The organism is Serratia sp. HMSC15F11 (genome assembly GCF_001808215.1).
GTDB classification, from domain to species: Bacteria; Pseudomonadota; Gammaproteobacteria; order Enterobacterales; family Enterobacteriaceae; genus Serratia; species Serratia nevei.
The window spans coordinates 19,810-35,843 of record NZ_KV792479.1 but is presented as its reverse complement, the minus strand read 5'-3'; the positions used below and the strand labels follow the sequence as shown (position 1 = coordinate 35,843).

Below are 16,034 nucleotides of genomic sequence, written 5' to 3'. Positions count from 1 at the left end.
TTTTCGCTTTCTGGAGTACGGACTCTCCATCGCACTGCGTTCGATTATTCGCGCTCTCGTTTCCTCGGCGGAACCAGCCCAATCACTGCCAGTACGCAAGATTTAGCGGCCAACACCAGATTGAGATGCCCGGGGAAAGCGACGTTAACAAACCAAAAGACCAAGAAGACCGCCAGAGAAATAGGCCAGGCGAGCACGAAGAGCCGGGTATCGCATAGCCGCTGGGCGCAAAACAACAGCGTCAGCACGATCGCCAACAACCCGAAAGGAAGATACAGAATCAGCCTCAGGTAAGAGGCGATAACGTCGGCGAACGAGGTGTTATTGATGACGGAAATCGTTAACTTCTGAAAGAACAACGTGTCGTTGTTATAGAGATCCAAAAGATTTAGCCACGTAAAGCTGAGCCCTATCGTTAACGACATCCATACTGCATACTCTTTTCGGGATAGGGGGGTAGTGATCAAACTCAGTCTCGCATTCAAACAGCCGTTCCGAACCCATGATATAGCACAAATACGCTGAACCGGCGGTAAACGCGATTAAATGCGGCTCCCGTCAGCCACGCCTTTGTTGCCAAAGTTTATCGGCGCAGGCGGCGAATTTGCCGGTCTTGCCAGCCGGCGAACAGCAGCAAGCCACATAGCGCGCCGAGCAAGGCGCAGAACATGTCGGACTGGGTATCCCACGGGTCGCCCTGGGTGCCGAGAAACTCGTCGGCGCCCTGGCCCAGCGCCAGCGCCGCCCACCATTCGATCAGCTCATACACGGCACTGATGGCCAGCGCGATGCAGCACACCACAAAGCCCAGCATCTTGCGGCCCTGCACATAGCCGCCGCGCAGCAGGATCTCGCGCGCCACCAGCGCCGGCACCAGCCCCTGGAAGAAATGCCCCAGTTTGTCGTACGGGTTGCGGCCAAGATCCAGCCACTGCTGCACCTCAAAACCCAGCGGCACGCGGGCGTAGCTGTACATGCCGCCGAAAATCAGGATCAGCGCATGGAAGAAAATCAGCGTATAGAGCAGCGGCGTCAGCGGATAACGGCGATGGGTCAGCCACAGCAGCGGCAAGGCGATCAAAACCGGCGCCACCTCCATCAGCCAGGTGGTGCGATCGTAAGGGCGGATGGCGCTGTGGATCAGCGCGGCCAGCAGCAGCAGGGTGATAATGGACAACAACAGCGGGGTGCGCGAGGCGGGCATAACCAACGTTCCTTCAGATTAACGGATCAATGCACTCTTTATACCGCAGATCCTGGGGCGAAAAAAAACAGGCGGAGCGTCGCCGCTTCGCCTGTTCGGTGTGCGCTTATCCTGCGCGGGATTACTTCAGCGCTACGCGGATCACGTCGTCCGGCGCGGTGGCTTCTTTCTCGCGGCTGGAAGCCTGCTTGACGCTGACGTACAGCGTCTGGCCGTCCGGCGACAGCGCCAGGCTGTTCGGGTGGGTCGGCGTCTTGATGGTGTTCAGTACCTTGTAGCTCTTGGCGTCGATTACGCTCACTTCGCCCGCCTGGCGATGGGTGACGTAAACTTCATTGCGCGCCGGGTTGAACAGCACCGCCAGCGATTCCGGCACGTCGATCTTGCTCAGGATGTTGCCGTTGCGGGTATCCACCACCAGCACCTGCGGCTGCTTGGAATCGGTGATGAACGCGCGATGGGTAGCGGTATCCAGGCTGATGTTCAGGAAGAAGTGCTCTTTGGACTCATCCAGCTTCTTGCGCGACAGCACCTTGTTGGATTGGGTGTCGATGGTCACCAGCTCGCCGTCGGCGTTGGTGACGTACAGGCGCTTGGCGGCGGCGTCCAGCGCCAGGCCGGTGCCGTATTTGCCGGTGTCGGTCACGGTGGCGCGCAGGGTCAGATCCTTGCCGTCCACCACCCACACCACGCTGGATTCACCCAGCCCGGTGATGTACAGGGTATCGCTGTCGGCATCCGCCACCAGTTCGCGCGGCGCCAGCGGCTTGACGGTCTCGGAACGCTTGCGCGCGTCCAGCACCAGGCGGCCTTTCACGTCGCCGGTCTTGGCGTCGATGGCGGTCACCGAGTTATTGACGGTGTTACCGAAGAACAGCGTGCCGGTCTTGGCGTTGACGGCGGCGCCGAACGGTTTGATGTCGTTATGGATAATTTGGGTCACGTCCAGCGTGGTCGGATCCAGACGGTAAACGATGCCGCCCTTGTCCAGCTTGCGGCTCTGCGACGTCGCCAGGTAGAGCGCGTTCTCGCTCGGGCTGTAGGCCATTTCATAGGCGCCCTTGCCAACCGGCTTGCGCAGCACTTCCGGCGCGGTCTGCGCCAGCAGCGTATTGGAGAACAGCAGCGTGGACAGCAGCATCAGCGGGAATGCCGCACGTTTTCCCTTGGTGATCAAAGTATTCATCAAAATCTCCTTATAGAGCCAACGGGGCGGCCACTCGGCCGCCCTCTCTCGTTATTAAAATCAGGCTTTCTCTTCGGAAAGCAGCGCCCACCAGCTGTCGATGGTCGGGTTGCGCGCCAGCGCGATAAAGTCGATGTCGCCGCGGATCTTGCGCCAGCGGGTCGCCAGCTCCATGATGCGCACCGAATCCAGACCGTAATCGATCAGGTTCTCATCGTTGCCCATGTCTTCGCTGTCTTCGTCAAGCAGCGGCAGGATCTGCTGACGCAGCGCATCGATGCTGGCGATACCGGCAGCCGGCAACAGAGACGCGGTGGTCACCACCCGGCCGCAGCGGCCGGCGGTGTAACGCAGCGCCATCAGGTGTTCGTCGCGCGAGAAGTCCGCCAGGCCGTCGGCCACCATGAACGGCTGGATGTTGCGCATGAAGGCGTCGATGGCGGTGGTCAGGCAGCCGATGTGCGCATACACGCCGCAGATAATCAGCTGATCGCGGCCGGACTCCTGCAGGATCTCCTGCAGCGGCGAGCGGTGGAAGGCGCTGTAGCGCCATTTCACCAGCACCGTGTCGTCTTCGTCCGGCGCCAGCGCGGCAGTCACCGCCTGCTGCTCGGGGTGTTTGTTCAGACCCGGCCCCCACATGTCGTTCAACAGCGCGCGATCTTCATCGCTCTGCTGGTTCGGCTGCGCGGTATAGAACACCGGAATGTCCTGCTGTTTGCAGTAGCGGCGCAGGTTGGCGATGTTCTCCACCACCTGTTTAATCAGCGCGCTGTCTTCGCCCCAGAAATTGAGGAAATACTGCTGCATGTCGTGGATCAGCAGCGCGGCGCGCTGCGGTTCTACCTGCCAGGTGACTTTATTTTGCGGCAGTTCGTCCGCCGTCGGCAGCGCGTAATCATTAAGTTTTGGAATGGCCATCGATTAATCTCCCTGAGCCTGAGTCTGTAGTTGCGCGTCGAGCTGCTGGCGCAGCCGTTTTTTGTCCACTTTGCCGACCGGGGTCAGCGGCAGGCTGTCCACCTGAATAAAGCGATCCGGCAGTTTGAAATCCGCCACGCCCTGCTCGCGCAGGTGGCGACGCAGCACCACCGGCTTCAGCGGCGCGTTGGCGATGATATAGGCGCAGCTCTTCTCCCCCATCAGCGCGTCCGGCATCGACACCAGCGCGGTGTTGATCACGTCCGGATGACGCAGCAGCAGGTTCTCGATCTCCTCGGCGGCGATCTTCTCTCCGCCGCGGTTGATCTGATCTTTCTGCCGCCCCTGCACGGTGATGTAGCCGTCTTCGCTGATGCTGATCAGATCGCCGGAGCAGTAGAAACCGTCGGCGTCGAAGGCGTCGGCGTTGTGCGCCGGGCTCTGGTAGTAACCGCGGAAGGTATAAGGCCCGCGCGTCATCAACCGCCCGACCTCGCCCGCCGGCAACGGATTGCCGTCGTCATCCGCCACCCACACTTCGTCGTCCGGCGACATCGGCCGCCCTTGCGTCGTCAGGATGTGGCGTTCGTCGTCGTCCAGCCGGGTGTAGTTCACCAGCCCTTCCGCCATGCCGAACACCTGCTGCAGTTGGCAGCCGATTTCGTTCTGAATGCGCGCCGCCAGCGTTTCGCCCAGCTTGGCGCCGCCCACCTGCAGCAATTTCAGGCTGGCGAGTTGGGCATTGCCGCCCCACTCTTCGATCGCCTGCAGCCACAGCGTGACCGCCGGCGGCACCAGCGCCGTCACGTTGATTTGGTGCTGTTCGATCAGGCGGAAGCACTGCCCGGCGTCCGGATCGGCGGCGAACACCACCAGCCCGGCGCCATAAAACACGCCCAGTACGCCCGGCGAACTCATCGGGTAGTTGTGCGCCACCGGCAACGCGCACAGATAGCGGGTCTGCGCGTCGAAACGGCAGATCTCCACGCTGCGGCGAATGCTGTAGTAGTAATCATTGTGGGTGCGCGGGATCAGCTTCGGTGTACCGGTGCTGCCGCCGGAAAGCTGGAAGAACGCCACCTGATCGGCCACGGAAGGCTGCGCGACGAAACCGTCGCTCGCTTCGTCCAGCCAGGCGGCCAGCGCCAGCTCGCCCTCGGGCTGGCTGCGCAGCGCCACGACCCGCAGCGAAGGATGCGCATCGCGGAAGGCGTTCAGGAATTGATCGTCGGCAAACAGCCCGTGCTGGCGATCGGCGATCAGCAGCGCCGGTTTGATCTGCTCGGCATAGGCGTTCAGCTCGCTGCGCTGATGGCTGAACAGCGCGTTGACCGGCGCCACGCCAATTTTCAGCAGCGCGAAGAACACGATATAGAACTCCGCCACGTTGCCCAGCTGGACCAACGCGGTGTCGCCGGATTTCACGCCGCGGCGCAGCAGAGCGGCCGCCAGGCGATCGGAACGCTGCTGCAGCTCGCGGTAGGTCAGGCTGCCCTGGGCGTCGATAATCGCCGGGGCGTCGTTGTTGGCCTGGCGGTCGAGGATCTCGGTCAGCGGCTTGTCAGTCCAGTAGCCGCGTTCGCGATAGCGGCTGGCGAACTCCGCCGGCCAGGGGGTAAAGGCAATGCTCATCTTGTCGTTATCCTTGATTCATACCAAAGGCACGCAGAATGGTGCTGAGTTTGGTGCCTGTTTCATGCCATTCAGATTCGGGTGAAGAGTCTTCCACGATGCCGGCGCCGGCGAACAGCCGCACCCGGTTGCCGTCAACGGTGCCGCAGCGGATAGTCACGACCCACTCGCCGTTGCCTTCATCGTCGCACCAGCCGACGATGCCGCCGAACAGGCCGCGATCGAACGGCTCCAGCTTGCCGATCAGGGCGTGCGCCTCGGCCGTCGGCATGCCGCACAGCGCCGGCGTCGGGTGCAGCAAGCAGGCCAGCGACAGGGCATTTTCGTCTGGAGACGCCGCCTCGCCGTCGATCGGTGTAGAGAGATGCCACAGCGTCGTGGTGGTCAACAATTCAGGGGTGTGCGGCACGTTCAGGTAGCGACAGCGGCCGGCCAGCACGTCACGCATGCTTTCGGTGACGATGCGATGCTCGTGGCGATCCTTCGCCGAGGCCATCAGCCGCTCTCCCACTTCGCGATCGCGCTGCGGGTCGGCCTCGCGCCGGGCGGAACCGGCCAGCGGATTGGAATAGAAACGGCCGCCGTCCTGGCGCAGCAGCAGCTCCGGGCTGGCGCCCAACAGCGCGCCCTGCTCCAGCGGCACATGGAAATGGAAACCGTGCGGGTTCTGGGCAATCACACGCGCCATCAGCGCATGGCGATCCACCGGCTGGCGCGTTTCGATCTCCAGCAGGCGTGACAAGACCACTTTATCCAGCTCACCGGCCTTCATCGCGTCGACGGCGTCGCTGACCATCTTCATAAACGGCTGCTGCGGCGGCAGCTCCGTCACGCCGGCCAGTTCAGGGCAGTTCGCCGCCGGCCGAACGCCGGCCATAAAGGCGGCGCGATCGAACCAGCGGCTCTGCTGCGGAATAAACAGCGCCGAAGGCTGCCGGGTATCGAACGGGATGGCGCCGCACAGCAGCGGTTTTTTGATGCCGGCCTGACGGGCCTCGGCAAACGCCCGCCGTACGCTGCGCTGGAACTCGCCGTTCAGGTCGGCGCCGTCTGCGGCCGGCAGGCGAATGCGGCTGAAACAACCGGTGGTGGTCAAGCTGCGGAAAGGAGAGGTAAAGAAGAAGCCCGACGCCGGAGAAAAATCAGCGGCGAACCGGTGTTCTTCGCGCTCCTGCATTTCCTTTCGATTGATGTCGTTCACGGCAGTAACCATCGCTTCGCCCTCAAGAATTTGAAGTGATAACCAATATAATAATGATTATCATTTGAGTTGATTCCGCGCTAAATTACTCGCCGATATTTGCTATGTCAATAAACGTAAGCACTTCTTTCATTTCGAAATCATGACATAAACGCTGTGGGTTTTACGCATGCCGATGATAAGCATTGCTATTTGATCCCACAGCGTTGTCTTAACGCGTTCGACTACTTTTCTGTGGCGGGCTGTGGCTCCGGTTTGTGCAGCGTGACCTGGCGCAAACCGGTCATGGCGAACAGCAACAGGATGCCAAGCACCGCCGCGCCGAAGCCGAAACCGCTGGCGCTCATCGCCGGCAGCATGAAGGCGCCCATCGCCCCCAGCAGCAATGCGCCCAGCGCATCGCCCACCACGTTCTGCGCCGTCCACAGGCCGTTGATGCGGCCGAGGAAGTTGTCCGGCGTCAGGCTCTGGATCAGGCCGTATTGCAGCAGCGAGTTCAGCGCGCTCAGGTAGCCGAACGCCACCAGGCACAGCAACGCCAGGCTGTACCACGGCATCAGGCCGAACAGGCCAATGGCGGCGAACGCCGCGATCGCCGTCAGCAGCATCACCCAGCCGGGGCGCGCCACGTGCGCCACGCGCCCGCTGGTGAACGCACCGATGGCCGCGCCGAGCGGCACGGCGGCGTACATATAACCGAGGTGGGCAGCGTCGATGTGCCAGCTTGCCGCCATCGCCGGGTACAGCACGCGCACCGCGCTGGCCATGGTCAGCAGCGCGCCGATCAGCGCCACCATGCCGATCACCTTGTTCTGGAACAGGAAGGCGAAGCCGCCCGCCAGCGCGCGCAGCGGGTGTTCACGCGGCTGCGGCGGCGGCATCAGCTGCGGCAGGCTCAGCAGCGGCAGCAGCGTCAACAGGGTGCCAAACGCCGCCAGGCCGTAGTTCCAGGCAATGCCCATATGGGCAATCACCAGGCCGCCAATCGCCGGGGAAAGAATCGAGCCGAAGCGCACCGTCAGCATGCTGATGGCGCCCGCCTGCACGATGTTTTCGCGGCCCACCAGCGCCGGCGTGGCCGCCAGCAGCGCCGTCACCCCCACCGCGCCGAAGAAGCCGTCCCACACCGCCAGCAGATAAATGGCCGCCAGCGAAGGCGACGGCAACAGGGCGTTGAGGCACAGGCCGACGAAGCCGACGCCGCAGGTGGAACGCGCGAACAGGATCAGCCGGCGCCGCTCATAGCGATCGGCCAATACGCCGCCCATCAGCAGCCCGGCGAACATGCCGCCGCCGGCCAGCGTCACCGCCAGCCCGACCTGCAGGGTGGAACCGGTCAGCGCCTGGATCTGCACCGGGATGGCGATCGCCATCAGCCCCAGCGCCACAATGGAGATAAAGCGCGCGCAGAATACCGCGCGGAAAGCCCGGTTGGTTTTCAGCAGGCTAAAATCAAGCAGGATGGAGGGTTTGCTACTCATCGGTTGTTCACCACATCGTTAAACGGGGATTCTGCAGTTGCGGGGCGCTATGCTAGCACAAATGACGAAATCAATAATGATAATAAAACTCATTGATATTCAACTGTGAGCAACCGCAAGAAACGCCGCCACACGCGGGGTAATTCCCCGTGCCTGGCGGCGAGATGACGGGCGCGATTACAGCGTGCGCAAGATCCGGTTCAGCAGCGGCCCCAGCACTTTGAACGACGCCGGCGAAACGATATCGACATGCGCGCAGTCCAGCTCGTGCGCCTGCAGCGCATCGACGTACTGCGACCAGGTCTGCTGCACGTCCATCCCTTCCTGCAGCGTGCGTTTGGCGACGAACAGCGTCGCCTGGCCGCGGAAGCGGGCGGTACGCGTGTGCGACAGCAACCGCACCGAATCGGCGTAGTTGGCTTCGATGTTGTCGAACATCGCCGTGCGCGTCTCGCCCAGCGCCGGATCGAGCGTATCCTGCGACACCGCCAGGAACTGCTCGCGCTCGCGCTGCACTTCCTTCAACACGTTGTCGTCCAGCATCACGTCCCAGTTTTGGGTCTCCGGCGGATAGGTATCCAGCAGGCCGAGGAACGCCACCTGCTCGCCGCGCGCCTGCAGCCGGGCGGCGATGCCCTGCGCCAGCGTGCCGCCCAGCGAGTAGCCGATGAAGTGGTACGGCCCGTGCGGCTGTACCTGCAACACCGTCTGCAGGTGGGCATCCACCACCTGATCCATATCTTCGCTCAGCGCCAGCGGGCCGTCCGGCCGAGGCGACTGAATGCCGACCAGCGACCAGTGCTGATCGAGATAGCGCGGCAATACGCTGAACTGCCAGGAGAAACCGGACGCCGGATGCAGACAGAACAGCGTCGGCCCCTCGGTGACGCGCAGCGGCAATACGCTGTCGAAGCCGCTGCGATCGGCCTCTTCCTGCGTGCGATCTTCCGCCAGCAAGGCAGCCAACTGCTCAACGCGCGACGCCACCATCACCTGGCCGACGGACACCGCCTTGCCCAGATCGCGACGCAGCTCCGCCGCCAGCCGCATCGCCAGCAGCGAATGGCCGCCGAGCGCGAAGAAATCGTCGTCGGCGAACACCTGCTCACGCTGCAGCAAGCGGGCGAACACCTCCGCGATCTCGCTTTCCAGCCCGGCCTGCGGCGGCCGTCCTGCCTTGCGTTCACCGCCCTGCGGCTGCGGCAAGGCCTTGCGATCCAGCTTGCCGTTGGCGCTCAGCGGCAAATCACTCATTTCCACCAGCGCCACCGGCACCATGTGCGGCGGCAGACGGTCGGCCAGCGCCGCGCGCAGGGCTTCCGCATCCCAGTTCGCGCCAGGCTGCATCACCAGATAGCCCACCAGCTGGCGCGCATCGCCGCCGGCATCCACCGGCGTGCCCTGCAGCACCAGCGCGTGCGTCACCGCCTGGCGCACGCCCGGCAGCGACAGCAAGGCATGGTCGATTTCGCTCAGCTCGATACGCTGCCCGCGGATCTTCAGCTGATCGTCGCTGCGGCCCAAATATTCCACCGCGCCGTCCGGCAGCCAGCGCGCCACGTCGCCGGTGCGGTACATGCGCCCGCCCTCGCCGAACGGATCGGCGACAAAGCGGCTGGCGGTCAGATCCGGTCGGCCAAGGTAGCCGTGCGCCAGCTGCACGCCGGTCAGATACAGATCGCCCGCCACGCCCGGCGGCACCGGCCGCAGGCGCGCGTCAAGAATGCGCAGCCCGGTATTCCATACCGGCAGACCGATCGGCACGTTGGCGCCGGTCACCTTCGCCAGCGCCTCGCCGTAGGCCGGATGCCAGGTCACGTCCACCGCCGCTTCGGTCGGGCCGTAGAGGTTGTGCAACGGCACCGCCGTGCGGCTTTGCCACAGGCGGCACAGCTCCGCCGGCAGCGCTTCGCCGCTGCAGAACACCTGGCGCAGCGCGGCGCAGCTCGCCACCGCCGCGTCGTCGTCCAGGGCGGCCACGAAAGCCGCCAGCATCGACGGCACGAAGTGCAGCGTGGTAATGCGATGTTGTGCGATCAGCTGTTGCAGCTGCTGCGGGTCGCGATGCGCCTCCGGCGGCGCCATCACCAGCCGGGCGCCCACCATCAGCGGCCAGAAGAATTCCCACACCGAGACGTCGAAACTGCACGGCGTTTTCTGCAGCACCGCGTCGTCCGCCCCCAGCGGATACTGGTGCTGCATCCACAGCAAGCGGTTGACGATCGCCTGATGGCCGACCAGCACGCCTTTCGGGCGCCCAGTGGAGCCGGAGGTAAAGATGATATAGGCCGCATGGTCCGGCGTCGGGCCCGCGATCGCCACCCCGGCGGCGTGATCTGCCGCCAGCGGCGCGTCATACAGCAAGATTTCGCCCTTGTCGGCGAAACGCGCCTGCTGCGCCGGGTTGGTGATGACCAGCCGCGGCGCGGCGTCTTCCAGCATCATCGCCAGCCGCTCGTCCGGATAACCGGTGTCCAACGGCAGATAGGCGGCGCCCGCTTCCACGATCGCCATCAACGCCAGCGACAGGAACACCGAACGCGGCAGCGCCACCGCCACGATGTCGCCCGGCCGCACGCCCAGCGCCACCAGCTCGCGCGCCAGCGCCGTAACCTGCTCGCGCGTTTCGCGGTAGGTGAAGCTGAAATGCGCATCCGCCAGCGCCGGCGCGTCCGGCGTGGTTTGCGCCTGCTGCGCCAGCAGCTGGCTCAGCGTGGTCGCCGGTACCGGGTGCGCCGTGTCGTTGACCCGCGCCAGCAGCGCGTGATCGTCGGCGGTCAGCATATCGGCTTCGCCGATCGGCAACGCTGCCTGCGCGGCGAACTGCGCCAGCAGCAGCGGCAGCCGCTGCAGGTGCGCCTGCAGTTCCTGGCGGCTGTAACGCTCGGCGTTGGCCAGCAGCTCCACCTTCAGCTGATGGTGTTCGTCGATAAACAGCGCAATCTCCAGATCGCGCACCGGCCCGGAGGCCAGATCGTGGGTGATGCCTTCGATACCGGCGAAATCCAGCTGGTAATCGAACATTTTGAAGTTGAAGACCGTGCCGTACAGCGGTTCGCCGTCGCCGATGCGCCCCAGATCGCGCTGCACCTGTTCGGCGTCGTAGCGCTGATGGCGGCGCACCGTTTTCAGCTCGCGGCTGATGCGGGCGGCGGCCTCATACAGCGTGGCCTGCGGCTCAAGGTGCATTTCCATCGGCAGCACGTTGATCACCGGGCCGGCGGCGCACAGGGCGGCCGATCCGGTACGGCGCATGAAGATAAAACCGGCGCTGAAGCTCGGTTGGCCGCTCAGGCGCGATACCCACAACGCCAGCAGCGCCACCGCCATATCGGCGGCGTTCAGCTTCTGCTGCGCGCCGCACTGCACCAGTTCGGCGAAGGCCTGCGGATCGCAGCGCTGTTCCAATCGATGGATGCGCGGCGTGGGGGTTTGCCCGGCCAGCGGCTGCGGGCAGAGCGTGGCCGGCGGCGGCAGCTGCCGCGCTTTTTCGAGCCAGAAATCGGCGTCGCGCTGCCAGGCCGGCACCTCCCGGTAAGCCTGGTATTCCGCCACCACGTCGCTGAACGCCGTGAAAGGCGTCGGTTCCAGCGCGTCGCCGCGGCAAAGATGGGTGTATATCGCTGCCACGCGGCGAGCGATGGCGGTGAAGCTGAAACCGTCCACCAGCAGATGGTGATAGCGCTGATACCAAAACCAGCGGTCATCCGCGAGGCGCATCACCACATGGCGATACAGCGGCGCGCCGCTGCCGGCGCGCAAATCGCTCGCCAGATCGATGTCCATCAGCGCGCGCGCAGCGGCTTCGGGGTCCGGCGACGTCGTCAGATCGACAAGTTCCGGCTCGTGCACCGCCAGCGTGTTATCCCACCATTGCACCGGCACGCCGTCGCGTTCCGCAAAACGCAGGCGCAGCATGTCCACCTCGCCCAAGCCCTGGAGGATGGCCTGCAGCAAGAGTTCCACGGCGACGGGGCCGTTGAGTTCGATGGCGTGGGCCACCGCGTAGGCATTGCGATGCGGGGAAATTTGATCGGCGACCCAGATGCCGGGTTGCGCCGCGACCAGCGGCCATTCGCCCGCAAGCGCCGGGCCGCTGAGAGAGTTAGGGGTGTGTGACACTGCTTATTGCTCCCGTGATTACCTGGCGCCGGTCACGCCTCGCGTGCTGCGACCGGCAGAATGTCTTGCCAATGCTGTTCCAGCCACTCGGCGCACGCGTTGCGCGCCGCCGGGCCGAAGACGATCGTCCACTCGGACGGAATGGCGCGGAAATCCGGCCACAAACTGTATTGTTGTTGTACGTTGCGCAGCACCAGGCTGCGCTGCTGTGGATCATCGAACGGATTCAGGCTTTCCATCATGTGTTCCTCGTGCCGTTGCCGTCGCCGATGCCGGATAAGCGGTGGCGAAAGCGGAAGCCCAGACCGCCTGCAGCCCGTCGGTCAGGCCGCTGCGCCAGCACAGCGCGTCGTGCCCGCCTTCCACCACCCGGTAGTGCACCCGATGGCCGGCGTCGCTCAGGCGCGCCGCCATTTCGCCGCTGACCCGGTGCACCAGCTTTTCCTGCGAACCGGCTTCCATAAATACCTTCAGCGCGCCGTGGTTGCCCAGGCCGTGCCGTTCCACCTGCTGCATCAGCCAACAGGCATCGTCGGGAATGCTCGGCAGCTGCAGCATGTCGCGCCGCGGCCACCAGTAGGAACCGGACTGAGCGATCACCGCGCCGAAGCGCTGCGGCCAGCGCAGCCCGGCATACAGGGAAGCCAGGCCGCCAAAGCTTTGCCCCGCCACCACCGTATCGGCCGGTTTGCCGCTGTGCGGCGCCCAGTCGGCCAGCTGCGGCATCAGTTCTTCCTGCACCGCCAGCCAGAAGTCGTCCTTACAGGTCAGTTCGCGCGACCGGTGCGGCAGATCGATAATATCGATCAGCACATACACCGCTTCCGGCAATGCCCCTTCGCGGGTCAGCTGCATCAGCGGCTCCCAAACCGGCATCTGCTTCGCCCAGAACTGGCCGTCGAGCAGGATAGCCAACGGACGCTCGGCCGGCTTGCTGTCGCCGGTGGTGTAGATCCAGACGTCGCGGCTGTTGCCCAGGCGCTCGCTTTGCCAGGTATGGCGCTGCAAACGCGCCGGCAGCGGTGGCGTACAGCGCCCGCTGGCGATCTCGTACTCGTCGAACGAGCGCCATACCGGCTGCGGTGGCGCATCCGGCATATGCAGACCGGAGACGCTGTGGCCGCTGGCGCTTTGCCAGGAGCGATACGGGTTGAGCAGATCGGGGGTGGCGCTGGCGAACACCTGGTGCCACCAGTGGCGCAGGTTGTGCATGTTGGCGTGCGCATCGTCGCCGCTGAACGCCGGCGGCCGCTCGTCAAAGCAAGGGATAAAGCAGTAGCTGCCGCGCCAGGCGCCGCTCAGCTCGGTCTGCCAGTACCACACGTCGGTGCCGGCCAAACGCTGCAGGCTTTGCGGCGGATTCGGCTGATGATGGTCGGTCAGGCAGTTGATGTTGATCCACACGCGACGGTAGGCGGAGGTCAATTCGCATCCCTGAGGATCGCGCCAGAAAAAGGTGGTTCGCCAGCGGCCGTTACCCGCCGGTTCTACCCATGGCGTACCGCGTCGTGCCACCGTCAACCACCACCCTGGACTGCCCGCATTGCTGCTGGCCAATAATCTGCTGCTTTCTGACTGTAGTTCTGTATTCACAACGCCTACCCATTTTGTAGTTGGCGGCACCGGGAACATCGACCTTTCCCTATCGCCGGCCACCGCCCGAACGCACTGTACGCCAAATACTATTGATAATAATTTGCATTTGCAATAGTGTGTAAGGCTTGGAGATCGTGCTGGTATTGCGCGCAACGGACAGGGATCGGGGATACATCAATGGCATCCCTTGCCGCAGCCGATTTTCTATTTCCGACTACACAAAAACTACAACCGCCCTTCCCCCCGTTCGGCGAGGGATGGCAGCAAGGTAGGACACTCAGATGAAAAGCAAGCTATCACGTTATTCTTTAGCCACTCTTATCGGCTTGGGATTGGGCGCGACCGCGTTCGCCAACGCCGCACAGCAGACCGACACCCCCACCACGGAAGAAAACAGCGGCACCACGGATAAAAAGCCGCGCGGCGAAGACACCATCGTCGTGACCGCCGCCCGGCAGAACCTGCAGGCGCCGGGGGTATCCACCATCACCGCCGAAGAGATCAAAAAACGCCCGCCGGCGCGCGACATCAGCGAACTGATCCGCACCATGCCCGGGGTTAACCTGACCGGTAACTCCACCAGCGGCCAGCGCGGCAACAATCGCCAGATCGATATCCGCGGCATGGGCCCGGAAAACACCCTGATTCTGATCGACGGCAAACCGGCCTCCAGCCGCAACTCGGTGCGTCAGGGCTGGCGCGGCGAGCGCGACTCGCGCGGCGATACCGCCTGGGTACCGCCGGAAATGATCGAACGCATCGAAGTGCTGCGCGGCCCTGCCGCCGCGCGCTACGGCAACGGCGCCGCGGGCGGCGTGGTCAACATCATCACCAAGAAGGCCGGCGATGCGCTGCACGGCTCGCTGAACGGCTACTTCAACGTGCCGCAACACAAGCAGGAGGGCGCCACCAAGCGCACCGACTTCAGCCTGTCCGGCCCGCTGAGCGATTCCCTGAGCTTCCGCCTGTTCGGCGGTTACAGCAAAACGCAGGCCGACGCCTGGGACATTAACGAATCACATAAATCCGAACGCGTAGGCGCCTACGCCAACAGCCTGCCCGCCGGGCGAGAGGGGGTGGTCGATAAAAACATCGACGCCCTGCTGCACTGGGACTTCGCCCATCTGCAGTCATTGGAGTTCGAGTATGCCTATGGGCGTCAGGGCAACCTGTATTCCGGCGATACCCAGAACACCAACACCAATGCCCTGGTGCAGAGCAACTACGGCAAAGAGACCAACCGCATCTACCGTGAAACCTTCGGCCTGACCCACCGCGGCGCCTGGGACAACGGCGTGAGCACCAACAACTACGTGCAGTTCGAGCGCACCCGCAATACCCGCCTGAACGAAGGCCTGGCCGGCGGCACCGAAGGCATCTTCGACACCAAAAATACCGGTTTCGGCACCACCAAGCTGGACGACTTCCTGGCGCACAGCGAAGTCAGCGTGCCGTTTGAGCTGGGCGTTTCACAGACCGCCACCCTGGGTACCGAGTGGACCCAACAGCGGATGAAAGACGGCACGTCCACCAGCCAAACGCTGATGGGCGGCACTATTCCCGGCATGGGCAACGGCACGCGCAGCCCTTACGCTTCCGCGCATATCTTCTCGCTGTTCGCCGAAGACAACATTGAGCTGACCGACACCACCATGCTGACGCCGGGCCTGCGTTACGATCTGCATTCAGAATCCGGTAACAACTGGAGCCCGGCGCTAAACCTGTCGCAGGAGCTGGGCGACTACTTCACGCTGAAAATGGGTATCGCGCGTTCTTACAAGGCACCGACCCTGTACCAGACCAACGGCAACTACCTGCTGTACAGCAAAGGCCAAGGGTGTGCAGGCAGCGATGTCAGAAACGGCTGCTACCTGCTCGGTAACGACGATCTGAAGGCGGAAACCAGCGTCAACAAAGAGATCGGGCTGGAGTTCCATAACGAAGGCTGGCTGGCCGGCGTAACCTACTTCCGCAACGATTACCACAACAAGATTGAAGCGGGTAACTCGCGCATCGCCACCAGCAGCACCGGTACGGCGGTCTACCAGTGGGAGAACGTACCGAAAGCGGTGGTGCAGGGGCTGGAAGGCTCGTTGAACGTACCGGTCAGCGAGACCGTCACCTGGAGCAACAACGCCACCTACATGATCGAGAACAAGAACAAGACCACCGGCGATTACCTGTCGGTGATCCCGAAGTTCACCGTCAACTCGACCCTCAGCTGGCAGGCTACGCAGGATCTGTCGATGCAGTCCACCCTGACCTGGTACGGCCGTCAGAAGCCGAAGAAGTACAACTACCAGGGTAAACCGGCCACCGGCGGCGAAACCCGCGAGGTCAGCCCTTATGCCGTCGTCGGCGCCAGCGCGACCTATGACCTGACCAAAAACGTCAGCGTCACCGCCGGCATCGATAACCTGTTCGACAAACGCCAGTTCCGCGCCGGTAACGCGCAGAACGTGGGCGACCCGATTACCGGCGCGATCAACATCGCCGGCGCGGGCGCGGCCACCTACAACGAACCGGGCCGTACCTACTACATGAGCATCAACACCCACTTCTGATGACATGACCCAACGACAAAGGGGTGCTCAGCACCCCTTGAGGTAAATGACAAAGCGGATGACGTTGCCGGGCTTTCATTAGGCGACAGATAGAAAACAAGGAAAATCAATTCATTGATTTTCGGCT

Annotated in this window: 11 protein-coding genes; 1 reads left to right on the top strand and 10 read right to left on the bottom strand. The window is 63.5% G+C overall.

Annotation, left to right across the window (positions count from 1 at the left end; all coding sequences use genetic code 11):
- Positions 1-44: 44 nt before the first annotated feature.
- The 10 genes from HMPREF3138_RS16785 to fes form a co-directional block, all read right to left on the bottom strand.
- Positions 45-425, bottom strand: a complete 381-nt coding sequence (locus HMPREF3138_RS16785; RefSeq protein WP_038879301.1) for a hypothetical protein — start codon at positions 423-425, stop codon at positions 45-47.
- Between the two features lie 158 nt (positions 426-583).
- A complete protein-coding gene (locus HMPREF3138_RS16780) occupies positions 584-1,204 on the bottom strand; it encodes a DUF2238 domain-containing protein (protein ID WP_038879304.1) in 621 nt (206 codons plus the stop codon).
- Between the two features lie 121 nt (positions 1,205-1,325).
- Positions 1,326-2,345 carry a 7-bladed beta-propeller protein YncE gene (locus tag HMPREF3138_RS16775; RefSeq protein ID WP_369916763.1) on the bottom strand — a complete coding sequence of 340 codons (1,020 nt, stop codon included), beginning with the start codon at positions 2,343-2,345 and terminating at the stop codon, positions 1,326-1,328.
- A 105-nt stretch (positions 2,346-2,450) separates the two neighbouring features.
- Positions 2,451-3,311: an isochorismatase gene (locus tag HMPREF3138_RS16770; protein ID WP_038879309.1), complete on the bottom strand. Its 861-nt coding sequence runs from the start codon at positions 3,309-3,311 to the stop codon at positions 2,451-2,453.
- Between the two features lie 3 nt (positions 3,312-3,314).
- Entirely contained in the window at positions 3,315-4,943 is a 1,629-nt protein-coding gene (locus tag HMPREF3138_RS16765; RefSeq protein WP_038879311.1) for a (2,3-dihydroxybenzoyl)adenylate synthase, read from the bottom strand.
- Positions 4,944-4,950: 7 nt separating this feature from the next.
- The gene (locus HMPREF3138_RS16760) at positions 4,951-6,156 is read right to left on the bottom strand and encodes an isochorismate synthase (protein ID WP_038879314.1); all 1,206 of its coding nucleotides are present in this window, start codon (positions 6,154-6,156) and stop codon (positions 4,951-4,953) included.
- 212 nt (positions 6,157-6,368) lie between these two features.
- Positions 6,369-7,625: an enterobactin transporter EntS gene (gene entS / locus HMPREF3138_RS16755; protein ID WP_038879317.1), complete on the bottom strand. Its 1,257-nt coding sequence runs from the start codon at positions 7,623-7,625 to the stop codon at positions 6,369-6,371.
- Positions 7,626-7,802: 177 nt separating this feature from the next.
- On the bottom strand, positions 7,803-11,747 hold the full coding sequence (locus HMPREF3138_RS16750) for an enterobactin synthase subunit F (protein ID WP_038879320.1): 3,945 nt from the start codon (positions 11,745-11,747) through the stop codon (positions 7,803-7,805).
- 32 nt (positions 11,748-11,779) lie between these two features.
- The gene (locus HMPREF3138_RS16745) at positions 11,780-11,986 is read right to left on the bottom strand and encodes an MbtH family protein (protein WP_038879323.1); all 207 of its coding nucleotides are present in this window, start codon (positions 11,984-11,986) and stop codon (positions 11,780-11,782) included.
- Complete coding sequence (gene fes, locus HMPREF3138_RS16740) at positions 11,961-13,340, bottom strand: enterochelin esterase (protein WP_168166348.1); 1,380 nt, start codon at positions 13,338-13,340, stop codon at positions 11,961-11,963. The genes HMPREF3138_RS16745 and fes overlap by 26 nt, the downstream gene beginning before the upstream one ends.
- Positions 13,341-13,624: 284 nt before the next feature.
- Between fes and HMPREF3138_RS16735 the strand changes: the two genes are divergently transcribed.
- Positions 13,625-15,907, top strand: coding sequence for a TonB-dependent siderophore receptor (locus HMPREF3138_RS16735; RefSeq protein ID WP_038879326.1), 2,283 nt, complete (start codon positions 13,625-13,627; stop codon positions 15,905-15,907).
- The last annotated feature ends 127 nt before the right edge of the window (positions 15,908-16,034 follow it).